We start from the raw sequence: 16,257 nt of genomic DNA on the forward strand, positions 1-16,257 counted from the left end.
CGAGTTATCTCGCTTTTTTATTGGCTGAAATTCAGCATCTAGCAATGACAAGGGAACCCGATGCAACGCAGGCAGATCGTAAAAGGCTTAGCTGCCAGTTCATTATTATTGGCCGCTGGCGGAGTAAGCGCACCACTTTGGGCGACAAGTGATACTAGCCTAGATGTTATTATCATTGGTGCCGGTTTGGCAGGGTTAACCAGTGCGGAATATTTAAAAAATCTGGGCTATAAGGTGCTGTTGTTAGAAGCTCGGGATCGAGTGGGGGGGCGTATATTGAGCTTGAACACACAGCCAAATTCACCAGAAGCCGGCGCACTGCAAATTGGTCAAGGTTACGGCATGATGCGTACCTTCGCCCAGCGCTTAGGTTTGCCTTTGGTGCCGTTAGGCAATTACGCTACACAAAACATCTTTGTGATAAACGGCCAACGTATTCAGGCCGCTGATTGGCCTACTCATGGTAGTAATCATTTACCTGAAGCAGACAAGCATACCTTACCGTCAAGCTTATATTTTCAAGCTCTGGGCAAGGGCCCGCAATATGCCTTGCCATCAGACTGGGCATCAGAAAAGTATGCGCACTTGGACATTCCGCTTAGGCAATACTTTAAACAGCAGAACTTGTCAGATGAAGCCCTGCGCTTAATCGACTCGAATTTAAATGCCTTGAGCTTACAGGGCCTGTCTGCGGCGGATGCTTTTTACCGCCTAAGTTTGGCGCGCATTGGTGGCCGGGGAGCCCATCGAATTGAAGGGGGCAATAGCCGTTTTACCCAAGCCTTAGCTAGCAACCTACAGGGGGTGATAAACACTAAAAAGGTGGTTAGCCGTATTAATCATGGTGGCGAGAAAGTCATAGTGGGCTGTGAAGACGGCAGCGAATATCGCGCTAAACGCACTATCATCACCACACCCTTTAGCACATTAAAAGACGTTGAATTAACGGGCGGTATTCGTGCATTTAAGCACAGGGCAATTAATGAAGCTGTGTACACTCCTGTTACCCAAGTGCATTTCGCCGTTAAAAAACAGGCCGACGTAGCCGCGCTTGAAGCGACAAACTTATGGACTGACAACGCGTTAGGGCGGGTGTTTAGCCAAATGAATAACAAGGGCCAACTAACGTACTTAACCAGTTGGGTAAACGGCAAACAGGCACAGGCGTTAGATAACCTTTCTGCTAAAGACGCGATAGCCACTGTCAGCGCCGCATTAGCGAAATATTGCCCGGCGTTAAAAGGCAAAGTCGAAGTTGTGCATCATCAGTCTTGGAGCAGTGAACGCTTTTCAAAAGGTGCGTATATTCAATTCGCTCCAGGACAAGTGCAAACCTTAGTACCGCATATGGCGTGTATCGAAGGCAGATTACATTTTGCCGGAGAGCACACAGAGTTTATGTACTCGGGAATGGAGTCTGCGATAGTATCTGGGTTACGGGCAGCACAGGAAGTTACTGAACGGTTATAATATCCCTGTGCTGGGACATTGATAAGGAGCACAAATATGAAATTTATTCTGGTCATCTCGTTTATTGCTGTTGGGCTTATGGCCTGTAGTCCACAAAATCAACAAGATGTAAAACAACAAAAAAGCGCAGAGGAGGCAGAGCAATCTACTCAGGTCATATTTGAATGTGAACGCGATGAAGCGATTACAGTACGTTTTTTCACCGACAGCGAACGTGCGGTGATGACCCGTAACAACGAAGACATTGAGCTAAAACAGGAACGCGCGGCATCGGGCTTTTTGTATAGTAATGGTCCCAATAGCATTCGCGGAAAAGGGGATGATTTGACGTTACATATAGGCCGCATGGCGCCAATCAACTGCCGAGCCATGTAGCGCCTTTGTATATTGAGCGATAGGTTATTACAGCCTGGTCAGGTCAGCCAGATGTGGCCAAGACGCCAGCAGTGAACAAACTGCTGGCGTAAAAAGCACATATAGCACATACTTGAACGACTGTTCATTTATGCCTTGTCACACTCATGCACGGTTCAGCCATGGAAAAAACACTTGAATACAAAGGCCATGTGGTCTTTAAGAAACTCACCGTTCCCAGGTTTAAACGTTTCTCCCGGGAATTTGCCTCTAACGAAGCCTGTTTTGCGTTTTTCACCCAAGGCGAATATCAGGTACGTACCGCTACGGGGGTATTAACAGTCAACCGTGATGTCGGGCTGCTGGCGAAATGTGTTAATTATTTCTACCAAACCGCCAGCGGTCAGGTAGAACAAGGCCGTGGTGAAGTGATTGGTGTTTTTTTATTTCCTGATATTTTTCAACGTTTATTCAGTTTCGATTTTAGTCAGTCCGACTACCGGGTCGATTACGACTTAAAGCAAGTGGAGTTAGATCAGCTGTTGACCCACTACCGTGACAGTATTTCGATTTTGCTCGACTCCCCTGATTTAGCCAGTCCGTTAATGATAGAAACCAAGTTGCGTGAATTCGTTCTTTTGATGACACAAAAGGTCTCTGCGCCGTCTGAGCTCGATTTTTTAGCGTCTATGTTCAAGCCCAACTTTGCTAAAGTTGAAGAAGTGATACAGCATAATTTATTCAGCGATTTAAACATCGATGAATTGGCGGCTTTGTGTCATATGAGTGTGTCGAGCTTCAAACGCAAGTTTAGCGACGTTTATGGGCAACCTCCAAAGAAGCACATTACCCAGTTGAAAATAGATAAAGCCATTAGCTTGTTAGGCGAGTCAAATTCCCGGGTCTCTGATATTGTTTTTCAAACTGGTTTTGAGTCGATATCCACGTTTAACCGCGCCTTTAAAAATCATACCGGTTGCTCGCCGTCAGAGTATCGTCAACGCCATTCCCATTAATTACACGCTTTGGCCTAAAGTGACCATTAACTGAACTTTTTTGATAAGTAGCTAGGTTAGTTATTGCGTAAAGTTGGCCCATTGAATTTCCACTGACAATGTGTAAAAGAGGCAACAAACATGAGCAATCAATTTAAACAACGTTATGGTGACTGGGCTTTAATCACAGGGGGTACGTCTGGTATCGGCGCTGAAATAGCCAGCCAACTTGCGGGTGAGGGCATGAACATTGTGCTTGTGGCGCGTAACGAGCAGGACTTAATTGCGCAAACAGAGCGTTTACAGCGCCTATATAAGGTTAAAACACAGTATATTTCTGCTGATCTTGCTACTCAACAAGGCATGGAAAAAGTGACGCAGGTTAATCAAGATATCGCCTTACTTGTTCACGCAGCAGGAGTAGAAGTTAGCGGTGCGTTTGAAAAAACGCCATTAGAAAAAGAAATGCAACTGGTTCAGCTTAATGTGACTTCAACCCTGTATTTGAGTCATTTTTTTGCTCAACAAATGGTTGCGCGTAAGCGCGGTGGCATTTTGTTGGTTTCCAGTTTGGTGTCGCACATGGTATCGCCATATTTTGCTAACTATGCGGGCTCTAAATCCTATGTGCTTAACTTAGGCGCGGCCTTATATGGTGAGCTTAAGCCCAAAGGCGTTGATGTCAGTGTGCTTTCGCCAGGCTTAACCAATACCGCTATGGCCGCTGGCGCTGATGTTGATTGGAGCAAATTACCCATGGCGCAAAAAGAACCTGCTGCAGTAGCAGAATTAGCATTAAGTGGCTTAGGTAAGCGCTTTTTAACCATTCCTGGTTTGCGCAATAAAATCATGTCATGGATGATGAATTTAACGCCGTTCGGACTACAAGCGACAATCGATCAAAAAATGATGGTGCGTGCTATTCCGAGCAACCGTTTGTAACATACCGAACAGAAAGCACAGGGCATAGGTCTCTGTTGCTGACCTTTAAAATGTGTACTGAGCATATTTATGGGGCATTAACAATTTGTGAATGAGAAGTGTGTCGACCGTTGCTTACGACAAAAGCCTCACGGCTGGCCAGTTCTTTAAATTATCTAGTATGTAACCTTAACCAAAAAAGAGAATGTTATGATTAAAGTCAGTGTATTGTACCCAAATAGTGATAGCGCTACCTTCGATATGGATTATTATCTTAATACCCATTTACCCCTTGTGGCTGAGTTAGTAGGCGAAGCACTTCTTAGTGGTCATGCAGATAAGGGTCTTGCGGGTGGCGCTCCCGGCGAAGCACCTGCGTACATCGCTATGGGGCATCTAACCTTTGATTCAGTTGAATCGTTCCAACAATCATTTGGTCCTCACCAAGGAGCGATATTGGCTGATTTAGCAAATTTCACTAACACGCATCCTACCGTGCAAATCAGTGAAATAAAGCAGTAAGTAAGGTTGCCGCGTCTTAGAATAACGAGGCGTTTTTAAGCCAGCGTTTTCGCTGGCTTTTTACTATCAGAGCGCTTAAAGCGGACGGAACGAAAAGAGCAGAGGGTGCGCAGAGAACATCGAAAACGCTGAGAGAAAACAGAAAGAGCGCGGACAAAGTAATGAACGCTAAGTACATTGCGCAGCGGTGAGTGTTGCTTATCGCGAGTCCATAGGCATATTATTTAATCAATGTAACATAGCGGCTAGGGCGCCTTGGCAGTAAATCGCGTATTTCTGCGGCGTCAATACACTTTGATTTGACCCTATACGGCGCGGGATAAGTCTCTAAACATTATCCCTTTCATATAAGGCTATTATTTGCTTTTCAATACTCTACCAGCTCTTATTTTTAAAGGGCTAGCAGCCTTTTTTTCGCTGCTTTATACTCAGACGTCAATTTGCTAACAAGATCTTGTGTAGATTGAACTTGTTTAATCGCGTTAATGCCCTGACCACAGCCCCATATATCTTTCCACGCTTTCGCTTTTGAAGTACTGCCTGAGCCAAAGTCCATCTTCAAAGCGTCGCTTTGGGGCAAGTTATCGGGATCCATGCCTGCTGCCACAATGGAAGGCTTTAGATAATTACCATGAACACCTGTAAATAAATTGGTATATACAATATCGCTCGCCGCATAGTCCACTAAGGCCTGCTTATAAGCTTGGTCTGCATTGGCTTCTTTAGTGGCGATAAAGGCAGACCCGATATAGGCTAAATCAGCGCCCATAGCTTGCGCTGCTAATACATTTTGGCCTGCAGAAATGGCCCCAGATAACAAAACAGGCCCATCGAACCACTCCCTCACTTCTTGAATAAACGCCATAGGTGAAAGGGTGCCTGCATGACCGCCCGCACCGGCAGCGACGCAGATAAGTCCGTCGGCACCTTTCTCAATTGCTTTTTTGGCAAAGCGATTGTCAATTACGTCGTGTAAACAGATCCCGCCATAAGAATGAATAGCATCAAATACCTCCGGTCTTGCCCCTAACGATGTGATGACAATGGGTACTTTGTGCTTTACGCATATTTCCACATCATGCATTAACCGATCGTTTGAGCTGTGCACTATCTGATTAACCGCGTAAGGAGCCGCCGGGCAGTCAGGGTTCGCTTGATTGTATTCATCTAGCTCTGTGTTGATTCTGGTCAGCCAGGTATCTAACATTTCTGCTGGGCGCGCATTTAATGCTGGGAAAGAACCAACAACTCCCGCTTTACATTGGCTGATCACTAATTCTGGTCCTGAAATAATAAATAGTGGAGCGCCAACGACAGGTATGGATAGACGACCTTGCATGACTTTTGGTATAGACACTTTATTCTCGATATTTAAATTAGGGGTTATTTACATATCTAAATAACCATTGATAAACAGCTTAAGGAAGCGATGAAAATTAGATTGATTTAAAATAACGTTCGATACATGAAGCCAATCAGTAATTTGGAACATCAGCCTATTAATGACGTAAGGAAAATGTATATAAATCTCAAAAATTAAAAGGTCAAAAACAAACCTTATCCTTGCAATGAAACAACAGTATATCCGCCTTGATATAGGTAAACGAACGATTGAAATTTATACTAACCCATAGTTTGCATTTATTAGAAAACTTGCGTTTCAAAAAGGTTAATGAATCTGGACGCAATTAGGTGGGGTTCCTTTGGTGCTGTTTAATAACGTCTATTTAAGTGTGGCATAACCACATCAATGCAAGATGAGCGATAGGACCGTCTGCAGTAATAAGTCACTATTTCGACAACGAAAATCAGGCAGCAAATAAACTATTATCGGGTGAAATTCAGATGTGCTATTCAAATAAATGCGCATTAATAGCAGCTGTTAATTTATCAGTCGATATTTCAAATTCAACAAAGTCTGTGCAGTGCCTAGTCTTGTAGACATTTTCCTTGCGTTATAAATACTCATCATCAGATGAAATTATCCATGCTTCATGGTATCGACAATAATTGCTCATGCTTATCGCGAGGCACTTTGCCGTATCACATGAAAACATAGGGAACTATTTTTATGACAAGTAAAGAACAAGCAATTGAAAAGATAAATCTGCATGCTCCCAAGTTCATCAGTTTACTTGGCGGAAAGTTAGTTGATTTTGATGTTGAAACAGACGCTTGCCAATTTGAATTCAATATTGGCAGAGACTTTTGTCATTCTATAGACGTTGTACAAGGAGGCTTTGTTACTGCCATGCTAGATACAGCGATGAGTCACGCGGTAATGGCACTAAATAAAGAGATTACTAATATTTCCTCGTTAGAAATAAAAACGACGTATCTGGAGCCAACACGTGCAGGAAAGTTGCGGGTTGAAGGTTGGGCGATAAAAAAAGGCTATAAAGTCGCCTTTATGGAAGGCCGAATTTATAACGAAAATAATGAGCTGACAGCCACTGCGAGTTCGGTGGCTAAACTATCCAGAGCGGCTAAATAATATTCCTGTAAATGCGCACAAGCCTGAGTGTGCTTAATTGCACATAAATCAGCGAGTGGTTTTGTCGGTAAACATCTCACGTAAACCATAACTTGAATTCGGAAATTTAATGCCACAACGTCGACCTAAAAATTACTCTGTTGAATTACACGCCGGTAAAGCAAATAGCACCGCCTTGAATGTTTATGAGTGGGAAGGTATAGGCCCGCCGTTGCTATTGGTTCACGCAGCTGGGTTTCATGGCCGGATGTGGGACAAAATAATCAAGGATCTGGGTAATCGGCACGTTTACGCCGTGGATCTGCGTTGTCATGGGTTAAGTGAATATTCTGCATCACCTTATAGCTTTCAGCTATTTGGTGATGATGTTGTGGCGCTAATTGAACGCCTAGATTTGTACAATATTATCGCGTGTGGGCACTCAATGGGAGGTCATGTGGTTTTACATGCAGCGAGCACGTTGCCTCATCGATTCACCCATGCTTTGCTATTAGATCCGGTGGTTTTCCCACCGAATACACCCGACCCGATACAAACGGACCCAGCAAAAAGCCCTATAGCCTCTAGGCGCAACGAATGGACATCTGCAGCTGAAATGTTCACTCGTTTTAGCAGTCGTGCACCGTTTAGCGAGTGGGACTCTGAGGTATTGAAAGACTATTGCGACTATGGGCTGGTTCATAAAAACAAAGGGGAATTGTTTGAGTTGGCTTGCCCGCCAGTCTGCGAGGCGGCAATTTACCAAAGCTCAGGCAACGGTTTATTATTGGACAAGGTGTCATCAATCACCGCAAGCGTAAAAATATTGCGAGTGAAAGAACGCACGCCAGAGGACGAGCCTTTTGATTTTCGACCATCCACCACATACAAGGGCTTAGTCGACCTAATACCAAAAGCAACAGAAACTTACTTGCCCAACCACACGCATTTTGTTCCTATGGAAGATCCTCATTTAGTCGCCAGCGAAATTACCGGACTAGGCACATAAACCCCTTATGCTAAAAGTGCTTTTTTAGGCAAAAAGCGATGTTTAGTATCATCCAATAGTCACTAAACTTCATTTGGCTCGCGGGTTAAAAGTAGTTAGAGTGCCGGTGTATTGATTGTTTACCTTGGTACTAATTAGCACGCCTGATGGGCACAGCCTACGCTCAATGTCACATTCACCACTGGCCGTTTATCAGTCTCAACTGGGTAAACCTTAATTGAAGATACTAATCAGCGCCAAACGATTGAAGCTCTTGATAGTCTTTATCATCAACTCAGCAAACCAAAGTGGGCCTGCTCAAGTAAAAGGGCTTTATTTGTGGGGAGATGTGGGCCGAGGTAAAATATTTTTGCTGGACTTGTTTTACGATTGTTTACCGCAAAAGGGCAAGCTACAGTTACACTTTCATCCCTTTATGGCACGTATTCATCAGGCACTTAACGAGCAAACTGGCCAGCAGGACCCATTGATACAGATAGCGAAAAACCTCGCTCAAAAGTTGCATTATAAACGTTATTTCATGGTAGGTAGATTTGTACTGCAATATCACTTTCGTGTTTGTTTAACTCGCCATGCGAGGTTAAAAAGGGTTGCTTGCGCACCTATGACGTTTACATACGCAAACTAATCAGTCTTTTAGTAAGTTACGTAATAATTGCCTGAGCACGCTAAACACCGCTAAATTACTGTGGCGCTGATGTTGTAACACATCAACATTAGCCTGCCAGCCCATTTCTTTGAACTCCAGTGGTAGTTTAACCAGTGCGCCGCTTAGCACTGATTCATTGGCTACATGCTCAGGTAATAAACACCATCCGTGCCCCTGCAGCGCTAGCTCTAGTAATAAGTAGTAGTTGTCGGCGTACCAAGTGTCTGGGCTTATTTTTAATTGAAAGCTACTTGTTTGGGTATTTCGCGAGCGGATCAGTAACTGACGATGCAATCGTAAACCGTCTATATTTTTACATACTTGACCCGCTAAGGGATGGGTTTGGGCAACGTACAAGTCAAATTTCACACTGCCAATACACTCATAATCTAAATAACTGGGGATATCCAATTCGCTAAAAATAATCCCCGTCAGTACTTTCTGGCGCTTTAACATGTCGATGATATCGAGGCTGGAGGCACTTAAAAATTCTAGGGTGACAAACGGGTATTTCGTCTGTAACTCATTAATAGTATGCGTGATTTTTTGAAAGGGAATACCTTCATCAAGGGCTATTGTGATTTCGCTCGGTGTTTTGTCGCTCAGTGCTAACGCAGCATTTTTTAAGCGCTGATGCTGATTGAGTAATGCCTGAGCCTGGGGTAATAACTTGATACCTGCGTCGGTAAGTTTTGGATAGCGGCCAGAGCGCTCAAACAGTGTGGTATTGCAGTCTATTTCTAAGTTAATAATATGCTGGCTCACGACAGACTGCACTTTACCTAAGCGCCGAGCTGCTGCTGAAAACGAGCCCGTCTCGACGGTAATCACAAACGCCTGAAGTTGTTCCACACTAAACATATCGTTTTTCCAGATACTAGTTAACTATTACGTATCTTCATTTTGGATGAAAATGACGCCATCGTCACTTAAAACAGCAATAAACATATTATGAAAACAATCGAGCGAGTCTTTCAGGCCATATTTTTTGAAGTCAGTACATTGTCGATAGTCGTGCCTGTTAGCGTGTTAATCGGCGGTTTCGAAACGGGCAAAATGGCAATTGTGGGTATTGGATTATCTCTGTTTGCCATGGTTTGGAATTATGTTTACAACATAGTGTTTGATAAATGTGTAGGCAACAACCGGGTTGCGCGAGGAATGGCTATTCGCATGACTCATGCCATTGGGTTTGAGCTGGGTATGGTGGTTATCACGTTGCCCGTATTGGCGTGGTTTCTCGATATAACCTGGTTAGTCGCGACTATTCTAGAGGCCGGATTTTTAATCTTTATATTATTTTATACCTTGCTCTTTAATTGGCTTTACGACAGGTATCAACCTTACCAAAAGTGGTTCAGTAAAACACAATACATCTAATGCTAAGTTAGGTGTAAACCCGTTAAGATGGATTGAGATTATGAAGTGGGATCGTCTTGGACCAATTTTTTCAGGGCGTGGAGTCTTAGATCCCACTGAGCCTCTAATTTAGCGATAAACAGTCCGGCGACCTTTAACTTAGTCGTATCTAAGGTCACTGCTGTTTCTCGTCCTTTGGGTAACAAACGGACCAAATTTGCCGACACCAGTACCTGAAGTTGCTTTCTGGCTCCTTGGCGAGATACCCCAAGGTTTTTTGAAAGTTCAGTAATCGTGTTAGATGATCCGTTAGCAAGCCGCCTTATGATTTCTAACCTAACTGGATCACCCAAGGCCTTGTAAATATCAGCTTCGATCATTAGGGTTGCAAATACGTCACTAACCGTCCTAGCATAAAGTCCCAGCCACCTGAGTTTTGCTCGAACGCGGCTGCCATCATTTCACTTGGTAATTCAGCAAAGCCTGTTTCTGTGAGTACTAGCTTACATGATCCTGAGGACTCTTCATAAATTCGAAACTCTACGAGAGTATTTGGCACACTGCGTACATCTCCAATAAAATTGTTGGCCCCAGGCACCCAGCGATAGGCAAAATAATCATGGGGGGTAGCCTGCACTATATAAATCTGATTTTTGCCGTACTCGCCAAATCCTAAAATAGGCTGTTGACCAACAGCCAAGTCACCGTCTAGGGTTTCTGGGAACCATAGTACCACTTGCTCAGGTGTGGCTATTGCCCGATAAATCCTTTCCTTGGAAGCGTTAATGATAATTTCACGTTGAATGGTATTTTGCATCTTACGTTTCTCTTTTCGCTGTGTATTGGACGTTCAAATAAGTAAAGTACAGAGTAATCAATTATGCAACAAAATGGTTGCATGTTTATTGGCTAAGCATTACCAGTCCGAAAATATCTAGGGATTTTCCGGTAAAACTAAAGCGGGGCAGGGCAAAAGTAATTTACATTTGGCTGGGCTGCTAAAAATCGCTAAAGTCCTCGTTTGTTGTTAGTCATTCAAGTGGATAAATTTACTATGCCTGATGGGGCAAGCGCTACACCAATACTCAATTCTCCCCTGGCTGTCTACCAAGCGCAATTGGGCAGCAAGCTTGTCGAGGATCCCGCCCAGATCGAAGCGATAAAAAGACTCGATACATTATTTGGGCAGTTACATCAGCAAAATACTGCGCCTTTTGAACCTACAACGGGAATATATTTGTGGGGTGATGTGGGCCGGGGTAAAACATTTTTAATGGACCTGTTTTACGATTGCTTGCCAACAAAAGGTAAGTTAAGGCTTCACTTTCATCGCTTTATGGCGCGTATTCATCAGGCGCTTAACGCGCAAGCTGGCATGCAAGATCCTCTGGTAGGCATTGCCAACGATCTGGCTAAAGAATGCCGTATATTGTGTTTTGACGAGTTTTTTGTGTCCGACATTGCTGATGCCATGATATTGGCCGGGTTATTCAAGTCGTTGTTTGAGCACGGTGTGATATTAGTCGCCACATCGAATATTCCCATTGAGCGTTTATATGAGAATGGCTTAGCCAGGCATAAATTTTTGCCTTGCATCGCGTTACTGCAGCAGCATACGCACATGTTGCATCTAGCGGGCGAGCAAGACCATCGCTTGCATCAATTACATGCTTCACAAAACGGCGCCTTATTGAGCCGAGGATCTAAGAATGTGGGCACGACAGCCGAAATGGATTTAGCCGCTATTTTTTCTGCGCTAACCCACACAACCGAACCAGCGAACGTTCGTGCTACCAGCATTAATATTTGCCACCGGGATATCCCAGTGGTTGGTGTTACTGATATCAATAGCCCAAATGCACTCGTATGGTTCGACTTTTACGCTTTGTGTGAAGGCCCACGTTCGCAGCTGGACTACATGGAAATCGCCACACGTTTCAACACTGTATTGTTAAGTGGTGTGCCACAACTAGGCGGCGAAGTAAGGGGATGGATTAAGGCTCGAGGCACTGAAGATGGCACAGGTGACAATCAAGCTGCCAGTACCGGGGAACGCGTTTTATCTTATTCTGTGAACGACGATAAGGCCCGACGTTTTATCAGCTTAATCGATGAGTTATATGACCAAAACGTCACCCTGTATTTAAGCTGTGATGTGCCGTTGGCAGAGCTTTATTTAGAAGGTGCACTGATCTTTGAATTTCGCCGTACCTATAGTCGTTTAATTGAAATGAGTCAGGGTTAATGGCGTCTACATGTGTGGCTGGATGACGAACAGGATAGCAATAGTGCAACCTAGCATACACTCAAGTAAAACAACCTAGCGAGATAATAAGGCCGTTATAAATCTTTGTAAGTAAACAAAAAATAAACTAGCCTTTTTTTGTACAACTTATCTTGCAATGGAAATGCAGTAATGTTCTATCAGTATGCAAGTGGCTAACTTGAATCATATTGGAACACACTATGAAACCACCTATTGTACTAGTCATTCATGGCATGGGTACACACGTTACTGGCGATGTTATTAAAGAGGTTAAAACAGGATTAAACGCCTCAGCGTCATTTCTCGGACTGCAAAATTTTGCCCTAGATACCCATTTCGACTTTGAGGAATATAACTATTCTGAATATTTCGATGAGCAGCGAAAAGCACAAGGAGATTTTTTCAAAGCACTGGGCAAGGTTATTCCATTTTCATCAAGATTTCTCCAAGAACTGTTTCAATTTCAAGCAAAACTCGCTGACGATAGTTTCTTTTATACCCACTGGTTAGACGTCATTACCTATGGTGTACTAGATACCATCCGTATTACCGCTATGTTGCGCTTAAAAGAGAAATTGCTGACGCTCTTAAGAGATGCTGCCAATGATGCCGAGGGGAAACGTGACGTTATTGTGGTTGCCCATAGTCTTGGTACCGCTATGACTCACGATGTGCTGACATCGCTTTATTTACGTCCTGACGAACCCGACGACGATGAAAAAATTCGCTACATTAATCATCCTTTGTCGGGTTTATGGATGGTGGCTAATGTTTCGCGCATGACCCAAATTCTGACGCGATATTTAGATCCTAATCATTCAATTGTACGTGATGATAGTGCTAACTCAGCCGGTGTGGCGAAAATATATTACCCTATTTATAATCAGTTTGACCCTTTTACCGTATTTAAGCGCTATCTGGTCGAGCCCGTATATGGTGATTTGATACGCACTAATAGTCTTCGTTTTATTAAACATACAGATGGTTCAAAAACGGTAAACCCACACTCGTTAACGGAGTACTTTTCAAACCCTGAAGTGGGGGCGGAATTCTTGTATCAGCATACTATGCTGCAAATAACCCCAGCCATGCGCCAAGCAGCAAAAGTTAAATATTTAACTACCACTATTGATGGCGAACTTAAAGATGCGGTGAAAGAAATACTGGCCAAGATTAAAGCGCTGAGCAATACCGTTAACGCAAGCAATGACCTTTTATCGCTGATTTCATGCTCCATGCAACTCTTCTTGTTTGTTAAAGAGCTGAAAGACTTATACGCCACTTCATCGAAGCAAGGAGCGTAAGATGAAAAGATTAACATTGTTCGTGACAACCCTATTATTGCTCAATTCATTCGCATGGGTTGTGCATGCGGATAATAACGCAATAGCTGACTATCCCGATTGCGCTAAACTTCTAACCCATAATAATGTGCGAGAGACAGACGTTGCCATACTCCAACCGATTTTAGCAGCAACGACAGAGTTTATGTTGGCCACGTGCGCCGCCTTTAATGAAGACGATATGCGCGCCTTAAACGATAGGCATTTTTTAACCGCTGGAAAGCCAAATGGCAATCGGGCAGAGCTCGTCAAACTATTACGTAAAAACTTTTCCGATGAGCCTTTTCCTGATATCTCTGACGTGATAGTTGAATGGCAGTCAGTTGATTACACACAAGCACTCAACTCACAGCTGTACTCGCTTAACGTTATTCAGGGCAAGCGGCGTGATGAGTATGCATTCATGTTACAAAGCGGCACGTCAAACATTTCCTTTATGGTTGATGATCGAATGCAGCAAGCGTGTCTTAAATTGAGCACCATGGCATGCGACCTGTTTTTTAAAGAAGTAGAGCGTGTTACCTCGGTACAAAATATATTTTTAGGCTCAAATGAAATTAAACAGGCGTTAGTTAACACGGCTCAAAAACGTCAAGATTGGCATCGTTTTGGCGAAGAAGGGCGCTTTATGACCTTTATTGACATAGCTTTTACCTCATGGATATACAGTGAGGAATTTTCCAATGGAAAAAGTCTCCCACCCCCACCTAAGTATCAGTTTTTTGCCCTGCGCCCATCAATTGCATATGAGCATTTTTCAGCAGCAGAGTCCGGTGATAAAGACGAGATGACCCTTGCAGTTGAATGGGTGGGGATTAATCAATGGGACGCTGATATCCCTTGGGGAGTGAGTATTGCCAGTGTGTATGCCGATCGTAGTAAAGGCAGGAAACTCGGTCATGGATTAATGTTGCACCTGAACAATAAACTAAGCATTGGGTTTGCTAATCGTGGAGGCGGTGACAACAGTGTTTACATTAATATTGATTTGCTAAATTGGTTTAGTCGCTTCGACGCTTACGCTAGTTTTAAAAATGCCATGTTAGATTAACGATATTGATTCAATAAATTTGCTCGTCACTAAGGTTAAACTGGCGCATTCGATGGGCAATTCCAACGAATGCGTCGTTTACATTTATGCTGCTACCGCTACTTTTCGGTTGATACCACCTAACATGGCTTTTATTGCGGCCGTCATGATGTTGCTGTCTTTGGCGACCCCGAAGCGAGTGTTATTATTATCGGTTTTTAATTCCAAATAACATACTGCGGTCACTGCTGACCCTTCACCAATAGCGTGCTCGTGGTAGTCGACAATTTCTAGAGGCTCATCGGTAAAGCTGCGAATGGCATTGGCAGCGGCGTCGATGGGGCCGTTCCCTATGCCGCTAATGCTGATCGGCGAATCATTATATATCAACTGAATATCGATTTTTTGTCGGTTATCCGCAAGGGTGTTAATTTGGCTTTGCTTGTATTCTATCCAGTCTGGTTGGGTTAAATAGGTGGCTTCGAACAATGCCACAATATCAACCGCACTCATTTCTTTGCCGCTGCTGTCATTATTTTGCTGCACAATTCGACTGAACTCTATTTGTAATTTACGTGGTAATTGCAAACCGGCTTGGCGATCCAATAAGAAGCTAACGCCGCCCTTACCTGACTGGCTGTTAACCCGCACAACCGCATCGTAACCACGGCCTAGGTCGGCGGGATCAATAGGTAAATAGGGCACTTGCCAGATATCGTTTGGTTTTTGAACGGCTAACCCTTTTTTGATCGCGTCTTGATGTGAGCCAGAGAAAGCGGTAAATACCAACTCGCCCGCATAAGGATGGCGTGGGTGAACCGGCAGTTGATTGCATTCTTCGACCAATTTACGTACTTGATCTATTTTCGAAAAATCTAAATTTGGGTGCACACCCTGTGTATACAAATTCAACGCTAGGGTGACAAGGTCTACGTTACCTGTGCGTTCGCCATTACCAAACAAACAGCCTTCCACTCTGTCTGCACCGGCCATGACAGCCAATTCAGCCGCCGCAACCGCGGTACCACGGTCATTGTGGGGGTGCACACTCAGAATAATATGTTCGCGCTGATTTAAATGACGGTGCATCCATTCAATTTGATCTGCATAGGTATTGGGCGTGTTCATTTCGATGGTGGCAGGCAGGTTGATGATAATTTTGTTATCTCTGCTTGGCTGCCAGATATCCACTACAGCATCACAGACTTCTTTCGCAAATTCAATTTCAGTACTGGAAAAAACTTCCGGTGAATATTGATAAGTCCAATTAACCTCTGGGGCCTGCTCGGTCAGCGCTTTGACCCAAGTTGTGCCTTGGGTAGCAATGCCTTTTACACCCGCTTTATCGGTTTTATATACGAGCTCTCTAAACGCAGGGGCGATAGGATTATACAGATGTAAAATCGCTTGTTTGGCGCCACGTAAACTCTCTACTGTGCGTTCAATCAAGTCATAACGGGCTTGCACTAATACTTCGATGGTGACGTCATCCGGAATGTGATCCTGTTCGATGAGCAAACGCACAAAATTAAAGTCGATATCTGATGCCGAGGGAAAGCCCACTTCAATTTGCTTAAAGCCAATCGCCACAAGTTGTTTAAAGAAACGTAACTTTGTCTCAATGGACATGGGATCAATCAGAGCTTGATTGCCATCGCGTAAATCGGTACTCATCCAGATGGGCGGGTGGGTAATATGATTATTGGGCCACTGACGATCGGGTAAGCTGACACCTCTAAAAGGTTGATATTTGGTCTGGGGTTGGCTAATCATATGGGGCTCCGGAGAATGGGATAAAATCTGTTAATAAGCTTAACCGAAGAAGATCCATAGATGATTGCGTAAATGTGTATAATTCATTCTCGT

General features: G+C 43.8%; 17 protein-coding genes. 12 read left to right on the top strand and 5 right to left on the bottom strand.

Annotated features, from left to right (window positions below; all coding sequences use genetic code 11):
* Nucleotides 1–60 precede the first annotated feature (60 nt).
* The 5 genes from GPLA_RS17495 to GPLA_RS17515 all read left to right on the top strand — a co-directional run bounded on the left by GPLA_RS17495 (nt 61) and on the right by GPLA_RS17515 (nt 4,262).
* Entirely contained in the window at nt 61–1,470 is a 1,410-nt protein-coding gene (locus tag GPLA_RS17495) for a flavin monoamine oxidase family protein (protein WP_007106297.1), read from the top strand.
* A 36-nt stretch (nt 1,471–1,506) separates the two neighbouring features.
* A complete protein-coding gene (locus tag GPLA_RS17500) occupies nt 1,507–1,845 on the top strand; it encodes an MliC family protein (RefSeq protein WP_007106298.1) in 339 nt (112 codons plus the stop codon).
* Between the two features lie 161 nt (nt 1,846–2,006).
* The gene (locus GPLA_RS17505) at nt 2,007–2,840 is read left to right on the top strand and encodes a helix-turn-helix domain-containing protein (RefSeq protein ID WP_226993146.1); all 834 of its coding nucleotides are present in this window, start codon (nt 2,007–2,009) and stop codon (nt 2,838–2,840) included.
* Nucleotides 2,841–2,960: 120 nt separating this feature from the next.
* The gene (locus GPLA_RS17510; RefSeq protein WP_007106300.1) at nt 2,961–3,761 is read left to right on the top strand and encodes an SDR family NAD(P)-dependent oxidoreductase; all 801 of its coding nucleotides are present in this window, start codon (nt 2,961–2,963) and stop codon (nt 3,759–3,761) included.
* A 189-nt stretch (nt 3,762–3,950) separates the two neighbouring features.
* Nucleotides 3,951–4,262: an EthD family reductase gene (locus tag GPLA_RS17515; protein WP_007106301.1), complete on the top strand. Its 312-nt coding sequence runs from the start codon at nt 3,951–3,953 to the stop codon at nt 4,260–4,262.
* 391 nt (nt 4,263–4,653) lie between these two features.
* On the opposite strand, the gene GPLA_RS17520 is transcribed toward GPLA_RS17515, so the two are convergent.
* Complete coding sequence (locus GPLA_RS17520) at nt 4,654–5,619, bottom strand: NAD(P)H-dependent flavin oxidoreductase (protein ID WP_007106302.1); 966 nt, start codon at nt 5,617–5,619, stop codon at nt 4,654–4,656.
* Nucleotides 5,620–6,333: 714 nt separating this feature from the next.
* On the opposite strand from GPLA_RS17520, the gene GPLA_RS17525 reads away from it, so the two are divergent.
* The 3 genes from GPLA_RS17525 (at nt 6,334) to zapE (GPLA_RS17535) (ending at nt 8,372) form a co-directional block, all read left to right on the top strand.
* Nucleotides 6,334–6,756, top strand: coding sequence for a PaaI family thioesterase (locus tag GPLA_RS17525; RefSeq protein ID WP_007106303.1), 423 nt, complete (start codon nt 6,334–6,336; stop codon nt 6,754–6,756).
* A 109-nt stretch (nt 6,757–6,865) separates the two neighbouring features.
* Nucleotides 6,866–7,744, top strand: a complete 879-nt coding sequence (locus GPLA_RS17530) for an alpha/beta fold hydrolase (RefSeq protein WP_007106304.1) — start codon at nt 6,866–6,868, stop codon at nt 7,742–7,744.
* A gap of 217 nt (nt 7,745–7,961) precedes the next feature.
* Nucleotides 7,962–8,372: an AFG1/ZapE family ATPase gene (gene zapE / locus GPLA_RS17535; RefSeq protein ID WP_040515276.1), complete on the top strand. Its 411-nt coding sequence runs from the start codon at nt 7,962–7,964 to the stop codon at nt 8,370–8,372.
* Here zapE (GPLA_RS17535) and GPLA_RS17540 read toward each other — a convergent pair whose 3' ends face one another.
* Nucleotides 8,373–9,254 (bottom strand): LysR family transcriptional regulator, encoded by an 882-nt coding sequence (locus GPLA_RS17540; RefSeq protein ID WP_007106306.1) that lies wholly within the window; start codon nt 9,252–9,254, stop codon nt 8,373–8,375.
* A gap of 90 nt (nt 9,255–9,344) precedes the next feature.
* On the opposite strand from GPLA_RS17540, the gene GPLA_RS17545 reads away from it, so the two are divergent.
* Nucleotides 9,345–9,773, top strand: a complete 429-nt coding sequence (locus tag GPLA_RS17545; RefSeq protein ID WP_007106307.1) for a PACE efflux transporter — start codon at nt 9,345–9,347, stop codon at nt 9,771–9,773.
* A gap of 38 nt (nt 9,774–9,811) precedes the next feature.
* Here the strand turns inward: GPLA_RS17545 and GPLA_RS17550 are convergent, their stop codons facing one another.
* Both GPLA_RS17550 and GPLA_RS17555 read right to left on the bottom strand, forming a co-directional pair.
* On the bottom strand, nt 9,812–10,132 hold the full coding sequence (locus tag GPLA_RS17550; RefSeq protein ID WP_007106308.1) for an ArsR/SmtB family transcription factor: 321 nt from the start codon (nt 10,130–10,132) through the stop codon (nt 9,812–9,814).
* Nucleotides 10,132–10,569, bottom strand: coding sequence for an SRPBCC family protein (locus tag GPLA_RS17555; RefSeq protein ID WP_007106309.1), 438 nt, complete (start codon nt 10,567–10,569; stop codon nt 10,132–10,134). The genes GPLA_RS17550 and GPLA_RS17555 overlap by 1 nt, the downstream gene beginning before the upstream one ends.
* 237 nt (nt 10,570–10,806) lie before the next feature.
* On the opposite strand from GPLA_RS17555, the gene zapE (GPLA_RS17560) reads away from it, so the two are divergent.
* The 3 genes from zapE (GPLA_RS17560) to GPLA_RS17570 all read left to right on the top strand — a co-directional run bounded on the left by zapE (GPLA_RS17560) (nt 10,807) and on the right by GPLA_RS17570 (nt 14,412).
* Entirely contained in the window at nt 10,807–11,997 is a 1,191-nt protein-coding gene (zapE, locus tag GPLA_RS17560; protein WP_083882112.1) for a cell division protein ZapE, read from the top strand.
* Between the two features lie 221 nt (nt 11,998–12,218).
* Entirely contained in the window at nt 12,219–13,322 is a 1,104-nt protein-coding gene (locus GPLA_RS17565; RefSeq protein ID WP_007106311.1) for a hypothetical protein, read from the top strand.
* Between the two features lies 1 nt (nt 13,323).
* Nucleotides 13,324–14,412, top strand: coding sequence for a hypothetical protein (locus GPLA_RS17570; protein WP_007106312.1), 1,089 nt, complete (start codon nt 13,324–13,326; stop codon nt 14,410–14,412).
* An 84-nt stretch (nt 14,413–14,496) separates the two neighbouring features.
* On the opposite strand, the gene leuA is transcribed toward GPLA_RS17570, so the two are convergent.
* Nucleotides 14,497–16,164, bottom strand: coding sequence for a 2-isopropylmalate synthase (gene leuA / locus GPLA_RS17575; RefSeq protein WP_007106313.1), 1,668 nt, complete (start codon nt 16,162–16,164; stop codon nt 14,497–14,499).
* Nucleotides 16,165–16,257: the final 93 nt, after the last annotated feature.

This window comes from Paraglaciecola polaris LMG 21857 (assembly GCF_000315055.1).
Classification (GTDB): Bacteria; Pseudomonadota; Gammaproteobacteria; order Enterobacterales; family Alteromonadaceae; genus Paraglaciecola; species Paraglaciecola polaris.